This is a genomic window from Actinoplanes sp. NPDC051470 (genome assembly GCF_040682035.1).
Taxonomy (GTDB): Bacteria; Actinomycetota; Actinomycetes; order Mycobacteriales; family Micromonosporaceae; genus Actinoplanes.
In genome coordinates this window covers 100,842-118,876 of sequence record NZ_JBFBAA010000008.1, presented here as the reverse complement: position 1 = coordinate 118,876, position 18,035 = coordinate 100,842, and the positions used below count along the sequence as shown (strand labels likewise).

Below are 18,035 nucleotides of genomic sequence, written 5' to 3'. Positions count from 1 at the left end.
TCCTCAGCGGCTGGTGGCGTCCGGGCGCGGGCCCGTGACGTCGCTGTTGTTGACGGTCTTGGTGGTGGTGGCCGGCTGCACCGGCTCCTCGCCCAGCAGGTCGGCGAACAGCGCCCGGTAGTACACCAGGGCCTGGCGCAGGTCTTCGGTGCTGGCCTCGCCGTTCCGGCTGCGGGTGCTGATGTCGTGGGCGTCGCGGTAGTGGCTCAGCGTGCGGGCGTGCTCGACGGAGAGGTTGGCGAGCTGGTCGTCGTAGTCGGCGGTCGGGTAGCCACGGTCGGCGACCAGCCGGGTGACCAGGTCGTCGGCGGTCGCCACGGCTTCGCCGGGGTTGTCGACGAACTGGATCTGCACTTCTTCCCAGGACTCGCGGTAGCGCGCCGAGTCTTCCGGGCTCAGGTCCTTGAGCTCCAGCTCGGCGTGCCGCTTCTGACGCTCCTGGAGCTCCTTCTCGGCGTCGGCGCGGTTGCCCGTGTCGGCGACGACGCGGTCGTATTCGGGCCCGAAAGTGCTCTGCAGCTTGCGGCGGCGGGCCGCGCGGACGGCGAAGACCGCGACCACGGCCAGCACCAGCAGGACGATGACGAGGACGATGACTTGTCCACCGGACATGGGCTCCTCCTTCTTCGCTCTGGGTATTCCCACTCAGCGGTGGTCGTCAATCCCGTCCAGCCGATGCGTTTACTTGACCTGTTCCAGAAGGAGATGGTCGGATGTCCCCATGCCGACCGCCTTTGGTCACGGACCGTTGACCAGCCACTTCGGACGGGTGACGCCGTAGTGTCGGGTTCATGCCAATCGCGCGGTGCATCCGGACCAAACGCGCGGTGCGTCGGTACAAAGCGGCGATACCGGGCAAGGCGCGGGTTCCTCGCTCCGCGTCGATTTCGTATCCTCTGCCGAGGTGCACGCTCCAACTTCAGGACGGAGTGCCGGTCCATGCCGTACCCGTCGGGCGGAGCTAGATGAAATCCCGGTACTGGTCGATCCGGTCGAAGATCATCGCGCTGGTGGTGGTGCCGCTCACGGCCCTGCTGGCGCTGTGGGTCTTCGCCACGGTGCTCACCGTCGGGCCGGCGTTCAACCTGCTGTCCGCGCAGACGCTGCTGGACACCGTCGGCCGCCCCGGTGAGGTCCTGGTCGGTGAGCTGCAGAAGGAGCGCCGGCTCGCGGTCATCCAGCTGTCCGGCGAGGGCAACGCGGTCACCCCCGCCCTCGCGGCGCAGCGGGCGGCCACCGATCGCGCGGCCGCCGACTTCCGGCGCTCGGCGGGCGGCGAGGACGCCGAGAACGCGGCCAGTGACACCCTGCGTACCCGGATCGACCAGGTTTTCGCCGACCTCGACGGCCTGCGCGCCAACCGCGCCCACATCGATGCCCGTGAGGTCGACGTGGTCGGCGCGCAGAACCTCTTCAACGGGATGATCGACGCCGGCTTCCTGATGTTCTCGGCCACCGCGTCGTTCGGCGACGACACCGTCGACCGGCAGATCCGCGCGCTCATCACGGTGGGCCGGGGCCAGGAATATCTGAGCCGCGCCGACGCCCTGCTGGCCGCCGGCAACACCCGCGGCCGGTTCGAGGCCGACGTGCACGACGACCTGGTCGCGGCCATCGTCACGTCCCGCTTCCTGCTCGCCGAGGGCATCGCCGACCTGCCGTCCAGCGACCGCACCACCTACCAGGTGCTGAGCAACTCGGCGTCCTGGAAGAAGCTCGAGGAGATGCAGTACACGCTGCTCAACCGGGCCCGGCCGGACGGCGCGCCGCCGGTCGCCGACGAGGTCTGGAAGCCGGTCTACGACACCGGGGCCCAGCAGCTGCGCGCCTTCGAGATCAACGCCACCCAGGCGCTGGCCGAGCGGTCCACCCCGGTGGCCGTGCGCGTCCTGGTCCGCCTGGGCGTGGCCGGTCTGCTCGGCCTGGGCGCGCTGGTCATCTCGATCATCGTGTCGATCCGGGTGGGCCGGTCGATCGTCGGCCGCCTGGGCCGGCTCCGCAAGGAGGCCCTGGAGCTGGCCGGCGAGCGGCTGCCCTCGGTGGTGCGCCGGCTCCAGCGCGGCGAGCCGGTCGACGTCGGCATCGAGACCCCGCCGCTGGAGTACGGGCGGGACGAGATCGGCCAGCTCGGGCGCGCGTTCAACGAGGTGCAGACCACCGCCGTGCAGTCGGCGGTCGACGAGGCCGCCGTACGCAAGGGCCTGAACGAGGTCTTCCTCAACATCGCCCGCCGCAGCCAGACGCTGCTGCACCGCCAGCTCGCGATGCTCGACAAGATGGAGCGGCGCGAGACCGAGCCGGACGAGCTCGAAGACCTCTACCGCGTCGACCACCTGGCCACCCGGATGCGGCGGCACGCCGAAGACCTGGTCATCCTGACCGGCGCGGTGCCCGGCCGGGGCTGGCGGCAGCCGGTGGCGGTGATCGACGTGATCCGCGGCGCGATCAGCGAGGTCGAGGACTACAAGCGGGTGGACATCACCACGGTGGCCGGGGCCGCGGTGGTCGGCCGGGCCGTCGGCGACGTCATCCACCTGCTGGCCGAGCTGCTCGAGAACGCGGCGTCGTTCTCGCCGCCGCAGACCCGGGTCCAGGTCACCGGCAACCTGCTGCCCAACGGGTACGCCCTGGAGATCGAGGACCGCGGCCTGGGCATGTCCCAGGAGTCGCTGGACGAGGCCAACCACAAGATGATCGAGCCGCCCGACTTCGACCCGTCGGACAGCGCCCGGCTCGGTCTGTTCGTGGTGGCGCGGCTGGCCCACCGGCACGGCATCAAGGTGTCGCTGCGCCCGTCGGCGTACTCCGGCATCGTCGCCGTCGTGCTGGTCCCGGGCGAGCTGATCACCGCCGAGCCCACCCCGCCCGGCCTGATGCCGCCGGCGCCGGTGGCCGGCGCCACGGCCTGGGAACACCCGGCCGCCGCCCTCCAGTGGGAGGACGTGGAGGCCACCCAGCCGGTGCCGCTCCAGTCGCCAGGCCCGGTGGTGCCGCGGCAGCGCGGCGCGTCCGAGCCGATCTCGTCGGCCGGCCCGCCCTTCAGCAGCAGTTCGGTCGCCGACGGCCTGTCGCCGGAAGGACTGGTACGCCGCCGGCGCAAGGCCCGGCCGGCCGCCGACGAGCCCGCGGCGGCACCGCCGGGGGAGACCACCAGGGAGGGGTTGCCCAAGCGGGTCCGTCAGGCCAATCTCGCGCCACAACTGCGCGAGGCGGCACCGGAGGACGACGCCGACACGGTGCCCACCCGGTCGCCGGACGAGATCCGCAGCATGATGTCCGCCCTCCAGCGCGGGTCAACGCGTGGCCGTCAGGCCGCCGCCGGCATCGATCCGGAACCCCGCCCACCCGCCCTCGACAACGCTTTGGATGAAGCGGCTACCGTCAATCTCCCGGTGGTACGCGACGAGAAGGACGCATAAGTGGCACAAGCGAAGCAAGGCGCGAACCTCACCTGGCTCCTCGACGAGCTCCTGGAGCGCGTGCCGCCGGCGAAGCAGGCTGTGGTGCTGTCCGCGGACGGGCTGATGATGGGCTCGTCAACCGGCATGGCCCGGGACGCGGCCGAACACCTGTCCGCGATGGCGGCGGGCTTCCAGAGCCTCGCCAAGGGCGCGAGCCGGCACTTCCGGGCGGGTCCGGTGCGGCAGACCGTGATCGAGATGGACAGTGCCTTCCTCGTCGTCACGGCCGCCGGGCAGGGCGCCTGCCTGGCCGTGCTGGCCGCCAGCGACGCCGACCTGGGCGTGCTGGCGTACGAGATGGCGATGCTCGTCACCCGGGTCGGCGAGTTCATGCAGGCGCCGACCCGGTCACCGCTGGACGGGTGACGATGGCCGATCCGCTGCGCGCGCCGCACGACTGGCTCGACCGCGAGGCCGGGCCGGTGGTGCGCCCGTACGCGGTCACCCAGGGCCGGGTGGCGCCGTCGGCGACCGAGTACGACCTGGTCGCCTTCGTCGAGTCGACCGGCGCGGCCGACGCCGCGCCGGGCATGCACCTCCAGCCCGAACACCACGCGATCGTGTCCGCCTGCTGGGACCCGGTGACCGTGGTCGAGCTGGCCTCCCGGCTCGACCTGTCGATCGGTGTTCTGCGTGTCCTGCTGGGTGATCTACGCTCGGCGGGTCTGATCTCCCTGTCCCAGCCCGCGGCGGCCGAGCAGCCGCCCGACGTCGACGTTCTCAAGGCGGTTGTCCATGGTCTCCGAGCGCTCTGACGGCTCGCGTGTCCCGGTTGCGCTCAAGATTCTGATCGCCGGTGGTTTCGGTGTCGGCAAGACCACCCTGGTGTCGTCGGTCAGCGAGATCCGGCCGTTACAGACCGAGGAGGTCCTGTCCGGCGGCGACGACGCCGACGACACCGGTCTGGTCGAGGGCAAGACCACGACGACGGTGACGATGGACTTCGGACGCATCACGATCACCGACGACCTGCTGCTCTATCTGTTCGGCACGCCCGGCCAGGACCGCTTCTGGTTCCTCTGGGACGAGCTGTCGCAGGGCGCGCTGGGCGCGGTGGTGCTGGCCGACACCCGCCGGCTGGCCGACTGCTTCCCGTCGATCGACTACTTCGAGCAGCGCGGCACCCCGTTCGTGGTCGGCGTGAACACGTTCGACCAGGACAAGCGGTTCACCCCCGACGCGGTGGCCGGGGCGCTCGACCTCGACCCCGGTGTGCCGGTGGTGCTCTGCGACGCGCGTGACGCCTCGTCGGCCCGCAACGTGCTGATCGAGCTGGTCGAGTACGTCGCCCGTAAGCAGCTGACCAGCGCCGGCCGCCGGTAGCCGGCCGGTGGAGCTCCTGTACGTCGGCAGCTACACCGGCGAGAGCGGCGGCCGGGGCGAGGGCATCACGCTGCTCCGCCGCGACCCGGCCACCGGCGAGCTGTCCGGCGCCGGCCTGGCCGCCCGCACCCGGTCGCCGTCCTTCCTGGCCCGGCACCCGGTGCTGCCGGTGCTGTACGCCGCCAACGAGCTCGAGGCCGGCACGGTCTCGGCGTTCGCGGTCGGTCCGGATGGCGCGCTGACGCCGCTCGGGGCGGCGGGCACCGGCGGCGGACACCCGTGCCACGTGGCGGTCACCCCGGACGGCCACCATCTGGTCGCGGCCAACTACACCAGCGGCAGCGTCTCGGTGCACCCGCTGGACGCCGAGGGGCGGCCGGGCGAGCGGACGGATCTGGTCCATCTCGAGGGTCAGGGCCCCGACCCCGAGCGGCAGAAGGGCCCGCACGCGCACATGGTGTCGCCGGACGCGACCGGCCATGTGCTGATCGCCGATCTCGGCTCGGACCGGGTCTGGCGGGCCCGTCTCGACCCGCTGAGCGGTCGCCTGCTCGATCTTTCGCCCGCGATCGTGACCGCGCCCGGCTTCGGGCCACGACACCTTCTGCGTACGCCGGACGGCGCCGTCCTGGTCGCCGGTGAGCTGTCGGCCGAGCTGAGCTGGCACCGGCCCGGTCCCGGCGGCCTGGAGCCCGTGGGCGCCGTCCCGGCCACGTCGGCGACCGGCGAGGCGTACCCGTCGGAGGTCACCGGTGGCCCGGACGGCCGCTTCGTCTATCTGGCGACCCGCGGCCCCGACACCGTGACGGTGTTCGGCTGGGACGGCGAGCGGGCCACCCGGCTCGGCGAGACGCCCACCGGCGGGGTGTGGCCCCGTCATCTCACGGTGGCCGGCGACCACCTCTATGTAGCCAACGAGCGTTCACACACCGTGACGATCTTCCACATCGACGCGGCCGACGGGTTGCTCCGTGACCAGGATGCGCCGACGGCTGTGCCGAGTCCCACCTGCGTGCTTCGCTGGCTTCCGATCTAACCTTTACGGGCGCTTAAGTCGTCTACGGGTTGCCACGGTCCGATCACATTGAGTTGAAATCGTGACAGTAATTTTCGATGTGAGTAACTTTCGTCCGAACGTGTATGGCATTCGGTCTCTCCTATGCGCAGTATGGAGCCCGTGTCAGGACGCCATCGCCGAAACTTCAATCTCAGGGGCGCCGGGGTCATCGGAGCCGCGATGGCGATCATCGTCGTCCTCACCGGTTCCTACTTCGGTTACCAGCAGCTCACCGACAAGGGGTGTACCGGTCAGATTCCGCTGAACGTCGCCGCCGCCCCGGAAATCGCCGGGGCGATCGAACAGGCTGCCCAGCAATGGGTGACCGACGGCGCCAACGTCAACGGGACATGTGTCGCCGTCAACGTCTCCGGGGTCAACCCGGCGACGATGGCCGCCGCCGTGGCCCGCGAGCACGGTGTCACGATCAACGGGCTCGGCAACGCCCCGCAGTCGGTGACCGTGCCGGACGTCTGGGTCTCCGACTCACAGACCTGGCTGCTCCGCCTCAAGAAGGAGGCGTCGGGCTTCACGCCGTCCGACGGCACGCCGATCGCGCAGAGCCCGATCGTGGTGGCCATGCCCACCCCGGTGGCCGAGGGCCGGTTCGGCTGGCCCAACCGCAAGCTGACCTGGAAAGACCTGCTCGGCAAGATGCTGACCGACACCAACATCCGCACCGGCATCGTCGACCCGAACCGGGACGCGGCCGGTCTGGCCGGTCTGCTGGCCCTCGGGGCCTCGGCCGGTGAGGGCGCGCAGGCGCAGCAGGCCAAGGTCGGCGCGCTCCGCGCGCTGGCTCTGGGCAGTTCGGCGCTTCGTGACGACCTGCTCCAGAAGTTCCCGCGGTCGGCCGGTGAGGCCGATCTCTCGAGCTCGCTGAGCGCCGCGCCGCTGTCCGAAGAAGACGTGATCGCGTTCAACGCCGAGCAGCCGGCCGTGCAACTGGCCGCGCTCTACCTCGACCCGTCCCCACCGGGACTGAGCTACCCGTTCGCGATCATGCCGGGGGTCGACCTGCAGCGGCAGGCCGCGGCCACCGGCCTGCGCGGGCAGCTGTCCGGCGCGAACTTCAAGAATCTGCTGGCCAAGGCCGGTCTCCGCGGGCCGGACGGCACGGTCGGCGACGGCTTCAGCATGCCGGTGGGCGCTCCGGCGGCCAGCAAGGCCGCTTCGGCCCCGGCCGACCCCTCCAAGGGCGGCGCGGCCGCGTCCGGCGTCGACGCCGGCGCGATCAGCCAGGCTCTGGGTAGCTGGTCGGCGATCACGCTGCCCGGCCGCGCGCTCGCCGTGTTCGACGTCTCGGGCTCGATGAAGAAGCCGGTGCCGACCGCGCGGGGCCTCAGCCGCGCCGCTGTCACGCAGAAGGCCGCGCAGCAGGGTCTCAGTCTCTTCGACGACAAGTGGTCGGTCGGCGTGTGGGTGTTCTCCACCGACATGGTCGGCAAGCGACCGTACAAGGAGATCGTGCCGATCAGCCCGCTCACCTCGTCGCGTCAGGAACTCCTCCAGGCCACCGGGGCGATCGTGCCGAAGGACGGTGGCGACACCGGTCTCTACGACACCGCGCTGGCGGCCTACAAAGAGGTCCAGAACGACTGGGTCGACGGCCGGATCAACTCGGTGCTGCTGTTCACCGACGGCGAGAACGACAACCCGGGCGGGCTCGAGCTGCCGCAGCTGGTGGACGCCCTGAAGAAGGCGAACGACCCGAAGCGCCCGGTCCGCATGGTCATCATCGGCATCGGCGGCGAGGTCAACCGCAAGGAGCTGGAGGCGATCACCAACGCGACCAGCGCCGGCGGCGTCTTCATTGCCCCCGACCCGGCCAAGATCAGCGACATCTTCCTCGAGGCCATCTCCAGCCGGAACGGCGCCAACGGGTAAAAAGTTACGAACTGCGAGCCGCTGCGGGACTCGGTGCCGACCGCCCGCCGAGCGGAGCGAGGCCATTCAACTCAGCCATTCAGCTCAGCCGGACCAGTCCAGGACGACGGCCACGGCGTCGTCGTCCAGGTCGGCCTCGCCGAGGTGGATGCGCAGGTCGCCGAGCAGCGACCGCACCGCCTCGAGCGGGGCCATCGGCCCGATCCGGCGCAGGAAACGGCCCAGCGCCACGTTGCCGTAGGCCGCGGCCTCGGTGATGCCGTCGCTGACGACCAGCAGCCGGTCGCCCGGGCGCAGCTGAACCTTCTCGGGGTGGTACTCGGTGCTCTCGAACATGCCGAGCGGGAACTGCGCCTCGAAGTCCTGGGTGCGGGCCTCGCCGTCGCGCAGCACCATCAGCGTCGGTGAGCCGGCGTCCACCGCGGTCAGCTCGCCCGACCTGAGGTCCAGTTCCAGGAGCAGGGCGGAGACGTGCCACGCGCCCGCGTGCTGGGCGAAGATGGCCTGGTCGGCGAGGGCGGCCTGGTCGGCCAGGGGCAGGCCGGCCCGGCGCGCGTTGCGCAGGGCGTACGTGGCCAGCGAGGTGAGCAGCGCGGCGGTCATGCCCTCGCCCATCCCGTTCAGCACGGCCAGGGACAGCCGCCCGTCGTCCTCGGCCCAGTCGAAGCTGTCGCCGTTCACCGCGTACGACGGCTCGAGCTGTCCGGCCAGGCCGAACGAGGGCCGGATCCGGCACCGCCCGGGCAGCAGCTCCCACTGCATCTCGGCGGCCAGGGTCAGCCGCCGGGTCCGCGCCGCCATCGTGTAGCGGTCGGTGCCGACGACCGCCGCCTGGAGCTCGTGTCCCAGCGCGAGGGCCAGCTCGGCCAGCTCGGCGCGGTCCTCGGCCGGGTCGGGGGCGGGCCGGCAGCGGAGCACCCCGATCCGTTCGCCGCGCACGTTCACCGGCAGGTGCAGGACGCTGCCGGCCAGCACCTCGGTCTGGTGGTCGAAGCAGCGCCAGGCCGGATCGCCCGGCCGGGTCACCGGCGCGCCCCCGGCCAGCGGCAGCAGGGCGGCCAGCCGGTAGTCGACGAGCAGCAGGTCCGCGTCCTCGATGCCGTACTCGGCCCGGAGCGCGTCGGTCATCGCCTCCACGACCCGGTCGGCCGGAGCGCCGGTCAGCGCCCGCCGGACGGACACACTTCGCCTGGACACGGTTTCATCCCTTCGGCTGCGTGGACGGTACGGGTAGTGTCCGAGGCACCATGGGCGAACACCATGGGCCGGTCGTACCGGACCCGATGCGCGCCGCGGCGCTTGATGACGCCGCGCAAACCTTGCTGGCCACCTGGGAGGCGGCCCGCGAACAGAGCACGCCCCGGTTGTCCGCGGCGCAGTTGAACGCGCTGATCGTGGTCGAGAAGGACGAGGGCATCAATCTGCGTACGCTGGCCGGCCGGTTACGCATGATTCTGTCCTCGGCGAGCCGGCTGTGTGACCGGTTGGTGGCCGCCGGCCTGGTCGATCGGGCGCCCGGGCGCATCGACCGTCGTGAGATCGCGCTGTACCTGACACCGTACTCGCGGCAGCTGCTCGACGAGCTTCGCGCGTCACGGCTGGCGCTGCTGGGCGCGGCGCTCGACCGGATGTCCCCGGCGGGCCGGGCGGGGCTGGTCCGCGGCCTGTCCGAGTTCGCGGTGGCCGCCGCGGAGAGCCCGAGCGACACGTCCCGGCGCACGGCCTGAAACTACGTCGTCCGGGTCAGGAATGTCGCGGGGTCGTCGAGGATCGACCGGATCACCGACTCGGCCGCGCCCCGCATGGCCGCGTCGGCGCCCAGGGCCGCCGCCCGCAGCGTGACCGGGGCCAGGCCGGCGGTCAGCACCCGCCGGCCCAGTTCGTGCTCGATCGACGGGCGTAACCGGGGGAGCAACGGGCCGTAGATGCCGCCGAGCACGATGGTGTCCAGGTCGAGCAGGTTGATCACGCCGGCCAGCGCGATGCCCAGGGCGGCGCCGGCCTCGCCCAGGTCGGCGTCGTCCGGCAGGCCGGCGAGCGTCGCCGCGCCGGCCGCCCGGAGCAGCGCTTCCTGGCCGGCGTACTGCTCGAGGCAGCCCCGTGCCCCGCACCGGCAGGGCCGGCCGTCCGGATGCACCGGCAGGTGGCCGATCTCGCCGCTCCAGCCGCGTACCCCTCGGTAGAGCGCGCCGTCGAGCACCAGGCCCGCGCCGATGCCGATCTCGCCGGACACGTAGCCGAAGGTCGGGCGGCCCCCGGCCGCGCGCAGCTCGCTCAGCGCGGCCAGGTTGGCCTCGTTCTCCACGGCCACCGGCAGGCCCAGCGCCTCGCTCAGGTAGCGGCCGGCGTCGACGTCCTGCCAGCCCAGGTTGGGGGCGACCCGCACGATCCCGTCCGCGGAGACCAGCCCGGGAACGGCCAGCGCGGCGCCGGACACGCCGCCGGCCGGGGTCAGCCGGACGAGCCGGGCGAGCGTCTCCTCCCACGAACTGCTCCGTTGGTCGGCGGGCGCGACGACCCGGTGGCGGACCTGACCGGTGAGATCGATCACGCAGGCGGCCAGGTAGTCGACGTTGATCTCGAGGCCGAGCCCGAAGGCGCCGTCCGGGGCGAGCGCGAGGCCCGCGGCGGGCCGCCCGGCGCCGGACCGTGGCGCCGGCTCGCGCTCGACCAGCAGCCCGCGGACGATGAGGTCGTCGACGAGCGCCGAGACGGTGGCCCGGGTGAGCCCGGTGGCCGCCGAGGTGGAGGCCCGTGAGATCGGATTTTCGCTGGTCGCGACGGTTTGCAGGACGAGCGCGAGATTATGGGCGCGGACGCTGGACTGGCGCACGGGGACCGTCGAGGAGGCCTGGATGCGCGCGGTCACGCCCTTGACATTGCCATACCGCGCTCAAATAATTCAACCATTGAACAAATCCACGACGTTTCCCGGAGGTAACCGTGTCGCTCCAACCCACCCGCGAGGACAAGTTCTCATTCGGCCTGTGGACCATCGGGTGGCGGGCCCGCGACGCCTTCGGTGAGGCGTCCCGCCCCAAGCTCGACCCGATCGAGGGTGTGCACAAGCTCGCCGAGCTCGGCGCGTACGGCATCACGTTCCACGACGACGACCTGGTGCCCTTCGGCTCGGACGCGGTGACCCGGGACGGGATCATCGCCGGCTTCAAGAAGGCGCTGGAGGAGACCGGCATCGTCGTCCCGATGGTGACCACCAACACCTTCGAGCACCCGCTGTTCAAGGACGGCGCGTTCACCAGCAACGACCGTTCGGTCCGGCGGTACGCGCTGCGCAAGATCCTCCGCCAGGTCGACCTCGCCGCCGAGCTGGGCGCCAAGACCTTCGTGCTCTGGGGTGGCCGTGAGGGCTCCGAGTACGACGTGGCCAAGGACATCTACGCCGCCCTCGACCGCTACCGCGAGGGCCTCAACCTGATCGCGCAGTACTCCGAGGACAAGAACTACGGTCTCCGGTTCGCCATCGAGCCCAAGCCGAACGAGCCTCGCGGCGACATCCTGCTGCCCACTGCCGGCCACGCCATCGCCTTCACCCAGGAGCTGGAGCGGCCCGAGCTGTTCGGGATCAACCCCGAGGTCGGCCACGAGCAGATGTCCAACCTCAACTACACCCACGCCATCGCCCAGGCGCTGTGGCACGACAAGCTGTTCCACATCGACCTCAATGGCCAGCACGGCCCCAAGTTCGACCAGGACCTGGTCTTCGGTCACGGCGACCTGCTCAACGCGTTCTCCCTGGTCGACCTGCTCGAGAACGGCAGCTGGGGCGGCGGCCGAGGCTACGACGGCCCGCGCCACTTCGACTACAAGCCGTCGCGCACCGAGGACTTCGCCGGCGTGTGGGACTCGGCGGCCGCCAACATGCGGATGTACCTGCTGCTCAAGGAGCGTGCCGCGGAGTTCCGGGCCGACCCGGCGGTGCAGGAGGCGCTGGCGTACAGCAAGGTCAAGGACCTGTCCACGCCGACCCTGAACCCCGGCGAGACGTACGCCGACCTGCTGGCCGACCGCAGCGCCTGGGAAGACTTCGACGCCGACGCGGCCGGCGCACAGGGATACGGATTCGTGAAGTTGCATCAGCTCGCCATCGACCACGTTGTCAGGGCAAGCTGAGCTCATGAGTTTGATCGCCGGAATCGACAGCTCCACCCAGTCCTGCAAGGTCGTGATCCGCGATGCCGAGACCGGGAAACTGGTCCGGCAAGGACGCGCGAGTCACCCGGACGGCACCGAGGTGCATCCGGAGGCCTGGTGGACCGCGCTTCAGCAGGCCATCGAGGAGGCCGGCGGGCTCGACGACGTCGCCGCCGCCTCGGTCGCCGGCCAGCAGCACGGCATGGTGGTGCTCGACGAGAACGGCGAGGTGGTCCGCCCGGCGCTGCTGTGGAACGACACCCGCAGCGCCGGGGCGGCCTCCGAACTGATCAAGGAGCTGGGCGGGCCGCAGGAGTGGGTCGACGCGGTCGGCATCGTGCCGGTGGCCAGCTTCACCCTGACCAAGCTGCGCTGGCTGGCCCGCAACGAACCCGAGAACGCGGAGCGGGTCGCCGCCGTGTGCCTGCCGCACGACTGGCTCACCTGGAAGCTCAGCGGCGCGACCGGGCTCGACACGCTGCGCACCGACCGCAGCGACGCCAGCGGCACCCTCTACTGGTCCGCCGAGCACAACGCGTACCGTCCCGACCTGCTCGAACTCGGCTTCGGCCGGGCCATCCGGACGCCCGAGGTGCTCGGCCCGACCGGCATCGCCGGACACCTGCCCAACGGCGCGCCGCTCGGCCCCGGCGCCGGCGACAACGCGGCGGCCGGCCTCGGCGCGGGCGCCCAGCCCGGCGACGTGGTGATCTCGATCGGCACGTCCGGCACGGTCTTCGTGTCCAGCGACGTGGCCCCCAACGACCCGACCGGCACGGTGGCCGGGTTCGCCGACTGCACCGGCCGCTTCCTGCCGATCGTGGTGACGCTGAACGCGGCCCGGGTGCTGGACGCGGCGGCCAAGCTGCTGGGCGTCGACCACGACGAGCTGTCCCGCCTCGCGCTGTCCGCCCCGGCCGGCGCCGACGGCCTGGTGCTCATCCCCTACCTCGAGGGCGAGCGCACGCCGAACCGGCCGCGGGCCACCGGCGCCATCCACGGCCTCACCCTGCGTACGTCCGACCCGGCGCACCTGGCCCGGGCCGCCGTCGAGGGCATGCTCTGCGCGCTCGCCGACGGCCTGAACGCGCTCGAGCGCAACGGCTCCACGGCCAACCGGATCGTCCTGGTCGGCGGCGGCGCGCGCAGCGACGCGGTCCGCCGGATCGCCCCGGCCCTGTTCGGCCTGCCGGTGCTGGTCCCGCCGCCCGGCGAATACGTCGCCGACGGCGCGGCCCGTCAGGCCGCCTGGGTCACCGCGGGCGGGGCGGCGCCGCCGTCGTGGTCGGCCGAGACCCCCGAGGTGTACGAGGACACGAGCGTCCCGCTCATCCGCGAGCAGTACGCGGCCGCCCGCGACGCGGTGATCGACCGGAGGGACGGCTAACCTCTTCCCGTGACCTTGCGAGGCGGGACGGCGCATCGCGCGTACAGCGTGGTCGTGTTTGTCATCCTCGCGTCGCTGGACAACGTGGCCATCGGGCTGGTGCCGCCGCTCTACGGCTTCATCGGCTCCGACCTCGGCGTCGGCGAGGGCCGCATAGCGCTCGCCACCACGGTGATGTTCCTGGTCAGCGCGGTGGCGGCGATCGGCTTCGCCTACATCGGGGACCGCACCGACCGCAAGCCGGTGCTGCTGATCGGCACGGTCGTCTGGGTCGCCGGCACGGTCTGGTCGGGGTTGTCGGAAAGCTACCCGGCCTTCCTCGGCTCCCAGGTGCTGGCCGCGTTCGGGCTGGGCGCGGTCGCCTCGGTCAGCTTCGCCGTGGTCAGCGACCTGATCTCGCCCAAGCGCCGCGGCCTGGTGATGAGCTTCTGGGGGCTGTCGCAGGGTGTCGGCACGATCGCCGGGACGATGGTCGGCGGGCTGCTCGGCCACGACGACTGGCGGCGGCCGTTCCTGGTCACGGCCGGTGCCGGGGTGATCGCCGGGCTGGCCTACCTGTTCACCTACAACGTGCCGCGCGGCGAGAGCCAGCCGGAACTGGCCGGCATCGACTACGACGAGCGGATCCACCACGACCACCTGCCGGTGATCCTGCGCCGGCGTACCAATGTGTGGCTGATTTTGCAGGGTTTCTCGGCCCAGGTGGCGTTCGGGTCGCTGGTCTGGCTGCCGGTGCTGTTCCGGGCCCGGGCCGAAGACCAGGGCTACACGGCGAGTACGGCCGTGCTGGTCGGCAGCATCTTCGCGACCATCTTCCAGGCCGGCGGGGCGCTGTCCATCCTGGGCGGCCTGGCCGGCGACCGGTTGCAGCGGCGCACCCCGCGCGGGCGGGCCCTGGTGTCGGCCGTGGGCATCCTCGCCGCCGTGCCGTTCTACGTGGTGCTGTTCTTCGTGCCGATGCGGATCAACGTCCCGGACGGCGCCGGGTCGGGCGAGATCATCCCGGCCGTGCTGAAGAACGTCTTCACCGAGCCCACGGTGGCCGCCTGTCTCGCCACCGCGATCTTCGCCCTGGCCCTGACCTCGGCGAACTCGCCGAACTGGTTCGCCATGATCGGTGACGTGAACCCGCCCGAACACCGTGGCACCGTCTACAGCCTCGGCAACCTGGTCAACGGCTTCGGCCGGGCCGGCGGCAACGCCCTGGTCGGTGTCGCCTTCCGCGGCCTCTCCGGCGCGTTCCCGCCGCCGCTCAACTATGCCGTCGGGCTGGCCGCGTTCCAGTTCTTCTTCATACCCACCGGCGTCATGTACTGGCTGGCCAGCCGCACCGTGGCCAAGGACATGGCGGACACGCACGAGGCGCTGCTGGCCGCGCGCGCGTCCGCCCTGTCGCCGTCAGACGGTGAACCAGACGGTGACGTCGGTGGGGACCCGGCCGTCGGCGTCGAGGGGCTCGCTGCTCAGGAGGACACCCGCGCCGACCGGTAGCGCGACCGGGCTCTCGTCGAAGTTGGTCAGCACCCGCACGTCGCCGTTCCGGAACGAGCTCGAGTCGTCCCAGGTCATCGTGCCGGTGCCGAGGGAATACGACCGCCGCAGGCGCAGGGCCGAGCGATAGAGCTCCAGGGTCGATCCGGGTACGCCGACCTGACGGTCCCGCGCGTACTCGGCCCAGACCGGCGGCTGGGGCAGCCAGCTGTGGTCCGAGGGGCCGAAGCCATACGACGGGGCGTCCGCCTCCCACGGGATCGGCACCCGGCAGCCGTCCCGGCCGCGCTCGGCGCCGTTCGACCGGAACCAGGTCGGGTCCTGCCGAGCCTCGTCCGGGATCTCGGTGGCGTCCGGCAGCCCCAGCTCCTCGCCCTGGTAGAGGTACGCCGACCCGGGCAGCGCCAGCATCCGCAGGGTGGCCGCGCGGGCCCGGCGCAGGCCGAGGGCCGCGTCCGGCTGCGGGTCGCCGGGGCCGATGCCGCTGAGCTGCTTGAGCGGCTCCCGGTAGCCCAGCCGGCTGGTGTGCCGGAGCACGTCGTGGTTGGACAGCACCCAGGTGGTGATCGCCCCGACGGTGGCGTTGGTGGCCAGCGACTGCTCGATCACCTCGCGCTGGTCGTCGGCCGTCCAGGCGGCGAACAGGAACGGGAAGTTGAAGGCCTGGTGCATCTCGTCGGGCCGCACGTACCGGGCGATCCGCTCGACCGGCTGCACCCAGGCCTCGGCGACCAGCATCCGGTCCGGCCCGTACGAGTCGAGCACCGCCCGCCACTGCCGGTAGATCTCGTGCACGCCCTCCTGGTCCCACATCGGCGGCAGGTTGTCGGCCGGCGGCACCGACCACGGCCCGAAGTCCGGGTAGTCCCAGTCGGCCAGGTCGCGGTCCTTGACCAGCCCGTGCGCCACGTCGACGCGGAAGCCGTCCACGCCCCGGTCCAGCCAGAACCGCAGGATCCCGACGAACTCCTCCCGGACCTCGGGGTTGTCCCAGTCGAGGTCGGGCTGGGTGACGTCGAACAGGTGCAGGTACCACTGGCCGGGCGTGCCGTCCGGCTCGGTCACCCGGGTCCAGGCCGGCCCGCCGAACGTGCTCCGCCAGGTGTTCGGCGGCTCCTCCCCGCCCGGTCCGCGACCGTCCCGGAAGAGGTAGCGCGCGCGTTCCGGGCTGCCCGGCGCCGCGGCCAGCGCCGCCCGGAACCACTCGTGCTCGCTGGACGTGTGGTTCGGCACCAGGTCGACGATCACCCGCAGGCCCCGGGCGTGCGCCTCGGTGATCATCTCGTCCGCGTCGGCCAGGGTGCCGAACAGCGGGTCGACGTCGCGGTAGTCGGCCACGTCGTACCCGGCGTCGTTCTGCGGGCTGGTGTAGAACGGCGACAGCCAGATCGCGTCCACGCCGAGTTCGCGCAGGTCGGCGAGGCGGGACGTGATGCCGGGCAGGTCGCCCATGCCGTCGCCGTCCGAGTCGGCGAACGATCGGGGATAGACCTGGTAGATGACGGCGTCGTGCCACCAGAGGTGGGTGTCAGCAGGCATTGACCCACGCTATCCGGCCAGGCCCGGCCCTACCCGTCGAGAATCGCGGCGAAGCGTTCCTCGGCCAGATCCAGCTGGTCCAGGATGTGGTCCTTGGCGGGCAGGGAGAGCGGGGTGTCGGGCCGTCCGACGAGCTCTCTCAGCTTGGGTACGAGCGGCCGGTACTTCCGGGCCGACCGTTCGGCCTTGGCCGGCGTGGTGTGCACCACGCCGACGCCGTTGTCGGTGAAGTCGGACACCTTGATGACGCGCGCCCACGGGTCCCGGTCCAGGCTGGCGGCCACGTGCACCCGGTACTGCTCGTCCCGGTCGCGCTCCGGGTCGTACTCCGGGTTGGTCACCGACCGCACCAGCTCGGCCACCCGCGGGTTGAACCGCCGGGCCAGCTCGGCCACCGCGGCGTCGGTCAGCGGCGCGTGGCCGAGGTCGGCCGGCAGCCCGGACAGCTCGGCCGGGTGGTCCTCGACCGCGTCGTGCAGCAGCGCCGCCATGAGCACGTCCACGTCCCGCACCCCGTAGTACCGGATGATCCGGATCGCCACCCGCAGCAGGTGGTTGAGGTAGGGCTCGCGGACCCGCCGGTCCTCGGCGTGCAGGGTGGCGGCCAGGTCGAGCGCCCGGACGAGCTGCTCGCTCTCGTCCGCCGGGAAGCTCTCCAGCTCCAACCGGAACCGGTCGCGCAGTCCCGCCTCGCCGTACACCTCGGTGATCGCGTGCAGTGGCATCGACAGGAGCATGCGCGTGGCCATGCCGAGTAGATATACCAGCGATGGTCAGGAAGCGGTGGTCACTTCGGTGGCCTTCTGCGGGGCCGGCCGGGTCGGAACCGGGCGGGGCGAGGGCCGGCTGCGGCGCATCGGCATCGCCGAGGCCTGCTTGAGCGACCACGGGTTCTCGGCGTGCACGCCGCGCTTGGGCATGCCGGCGCCGTCGGTGAAGACCTCCTCGGTCATCGCCTGGAGCGCGCTCAGCGCCATGGCCAGGATCGTCGCCGCGGTGACCACGGTGATCGGCACGATCATCAGCAGTGGCCGGATCCCGCGGACGCCGCCGGCGGCGACCGGCTCCAGCTCCACGCTCGTCGCCGCCATCGCCGTGTAGTGCATGCCGCATACCGCGATGGCCATCACCACGGCCGCCCCGGTGATCGGCGCCCAGCCCTTGACCGACTGGGTGAACCACAGCGCCGTGGTCGCCGCGACCACCGCGATGATCCCGGACGCCACCACCAGCGGCATGCTGAAGACGAGCCGGCCGGAGACGTGCAGGCCGGCCATCCCGGTGTAGTGCATGGCGACGATCCCGGCGCCGGTGAGCACACCGGCCACCACGGTCTTGCCGAAGCTGCGCCGGCCGTGGCCGACGACCATCAGGCCGACGCCGACGGTGAGCACGCACAGGCCCAGGCTGACCATGGTCAGCACCATGTCGAAGCGCACCGGGCTGGCCGGCACGTCGAAGCCGAGCATGGCGGTGAAGTGCATCAGCCAGATGGCGGCGCCGCCGATCGCGAAGGCCGCGATCATCAGCCACCGGTTGCGGCGCCCCCGGGAGCAGGCGGCCCGGGCACGGTCGGTGCACATCAGGCCGAGGAAGGAACCCAGGAAGGCCAGCAGGAACGCGGCTATCGGGTTGAAGGCGCCGTACGTGAAGTGATGAACCTCAGCCACGATGTGTGCACCTCGCGAATACGTCGAGTGGACTTGTTCGCGGGGTATTCAGTCACTTATCGGTACAC

16 protein-coding genes are annotated in these 18,035 nt (G+C 71.6%); 10 read left to right on the top strand and 6 right to left on the bottom strand.

What is annotated here, in order from left to right; genetic code table 11:
- Positions 1 to 3: 3 nt before the first annotated feature.
- Complete coding sequence (locus AB0M54_RS16625) at positions 4 to 612, bottom strand: hypothetical protein (protein WP_364471997.1); 609 nt, start codon at positions 610 to 612, stop codon at positions 4 to 6.
- A gap of 353 nt (positions 613 to 965) precedes the next feature.
- On the opposite strand from AB0M54_RS16625, the gene AB0M54_RS16620 reads away from it, so the two are divergent.
- The 6 genes from AB0M54_RS16620 (at position 966) to AB0M54_RS16595 (ending at position 7,728) form a co-directional block, all read left to right on the top strand.
- On the top strand, positions 966 to 3,419 hold the full coding sequence (locus AB0M54_RS16620; protein ID WP_364330881.1) for a nitrate- and nitrite sensing domain-containing protein: 2,454 nt from the start codon (positions 966 to 968) through the stop codon (positions 3,417 to 3,419).
- Positions 3,420 to 3,827, top strand: a complete 408-nt coding sequence (locus tag AB0M54_RS16615) for a roadblock/LC7 domain-containing protein (protein ID WP_364330884.1) — start codon at positions 3,420 to 3,422, stop codon at positions 3,825 to 3,827.
- Between the two features lie 2 nt (positions 3,828 to 3,829).
- Positions 3,830 to 4,216 (top strand): DUF742 domain-containing protein, encoded by a 387-nt coding sequence (locus AB0M54_RS16610; protein ID WP_364331192.1) that lies wholly within the window; start codon positions 3,830 to 3,832, stop codon positions 4,214 to 4,216.
- Positions 4,197 to 4,784: an ATP/GTP-binding protein gene (locus AB0M54_RS16605; protein WP_364330887.1), complete on the top strand. Its 588-nt coding sequence runs from the start codon at positions 4,197 to 4,199 to the stop codon at positions 4,782 to 4,784. Before AB0M54_RS16610 ends, AB0M54_RS16605 begins: the two co-directional genes overlap by 20 nt.
- Before the next feature lie 7 nt (positions 4,785 to 4,791).
- The gene (locus tag AB0M54_RS16600; RefSeq protein WP_364330889.1) at positions 4,792 to 5,820 is read left to right on the top strand and encodes a lactonase family protein; all 1,029 of its coding nucleotides are present in this window, start codon (positions 4,792 to 4,794) and stop codon (positions 5,818 to 5,820) included.
- 201 nt (positions 5,821 to 6,021) lie between these two features.
- Positions 6,022 to 7,728, top strand: a complete 1,707-nt coding sequence (locus AB0M54_RS16595) for a VWA domain-containing protein (protein WP_364330892.1) — start codon at positions 6,022 to 6,024, stop codon at positions 7,726 to 7,728.
- 84 nt (positions 7,729 to 7,812) lie between these two features.
- Here AB0M54_RS16595 and AB0M54_RS16590 read toward each other — a convergent pair whose 3' ends face one another.
- On the bottom strand, positions 7,813 to 8,925 hold the full coding sequence (locus tag AB0M54_RS16590) for a PP2C family protein-serine/threonine phosphatase (RefSeq protein WP_364330894.1): 1,113 nt from the start codon (positions 8,923 to 8,925) through the stop codon (positions 7,813 to 7,815).
- Positions 8,926 to 8,975: 50 nt separating this feature from the next.
- On the opposite strand from AB0M54_RS16590, the gene AB0M54_RS16585 reads away from it, so the two are divergent.
- Entirely contained in the window at positions 8,976 to 9,455 is a 480-nt protein-coding gene (locus AB0M54_RS16585) for a MarR family transcriptional regulator (RefSeq protein WP_364471994.1), read from the top strand.
- Between the two features lie 2 nt (positions 9,456 to 9,457).
- Here AB0M54_RS16585 and AB0M54_RS16580 read toward each other — a convergent pair whose 3' ends face one another.
- Positions 9,458 to 10,597, bottom strand: coding sequence for an ROK family protein (locus tag AB0M54_RS16580; protein ID WP_364471991.1), 1,140 nt, complete (start codon positions 10,595 to 10,597; stop codon positions 9,458 to 9,460).
- Positions 10,598 to 10,671: 74 nt separating this feature from the next.
- On the opposite strand from AB0M54_RS16580, the gene xylA reads away from it, so the two are divergent.
- From xylA to AB0M54_RS16565, 3 genes are read left to right on the top strand one after another with little or no spacing between them, the layout of a single operon-like run.
- Entirely contained in the window at positions 10,672 to 11,859 is a 1,188-nt protein-coding gene (xylA, locus tag AB0M54_RS16575) for a xylose isomerase (RefSeq protein ID WP_364330903.1), read from the top strand.
- A 4-nt stretch (positions 11,860 to 11,863) separates the two neighbouring features.
- Positions 11,864 to 13,267 (top strand): xylulokinase, encoded by a 1,404-nt coding sequence (gene xylB / locus AB0M54_RS16570; RefSeq protein ID WP_364330905.1) that lies wholly within the window; start codon positions 11,864 to 11,866, stop codon positions 13,265 to 13,267.
- Between the two features lie 9 nt (positions 13,268 to 13,276).
- Positions 13,277 to 14,758, top strand: coding sequence for an MFS transporter (locus AB0M54_RS16565; RefSeq protein ID WP_364330907.1), 1,482 nt, complete (start codon positions 13,277 to 13,279; stop codon positions 14,756 to 14,758).
- On the opposite strand, the gene AB0M54_RS16560 is transcribed toward AB0M54_RS16565, so the two are convergent.
- The 3 genes from AB0M54_RS16560 to AB0M54_RS16550 are packed head-to-tail and all read right to left on the bottom strand — an operon-like array spanning position 14,666 to position 17,967.
- Positions 14,666 to 16,297, bottom strand: a complete 1,632-nt coding sequence (locus AB0M54_RS16560; protein ID WP_364330910.1) for a glycoside hydrolase family 13 protein — start codon at positions 16,295 to 16,297, stop codon at positions 14,666 to 14,668. The genes AB0M54_RS16565 and AB0M54_RS16560 overlap by 93 nt on opposite strands.
- 29 nt (positions 16,298 to 16,326) lie before the next feature.
- A complete protein-coding gene (locus AB0M54_RS16555; RefSeq protein WP_364330913.1) occupies positions 16,327 to 17,046 on the bottom strand; it encodes an HD domain-containing protein in 720 nt (239 codons plus the stop codon).
- 24 nt (positions 17,047 to 17,070) lie between these two features.
- The gene (locus AB0M54_RS16550; protein ID WP_364330915.1) at positions 17,071 to 17,967 is read right to left on the bottom strand and encodes an MHYT domain-containing protein; all 897 of its coding nucleotides are present in this window, start codon (positions 17,965 to 17,967) and stop codon (positions 17,071 to 17,073) included.
- Between the last annotated feature and the right edge of the window lie 68 nt (positions 17,968 to 18,035).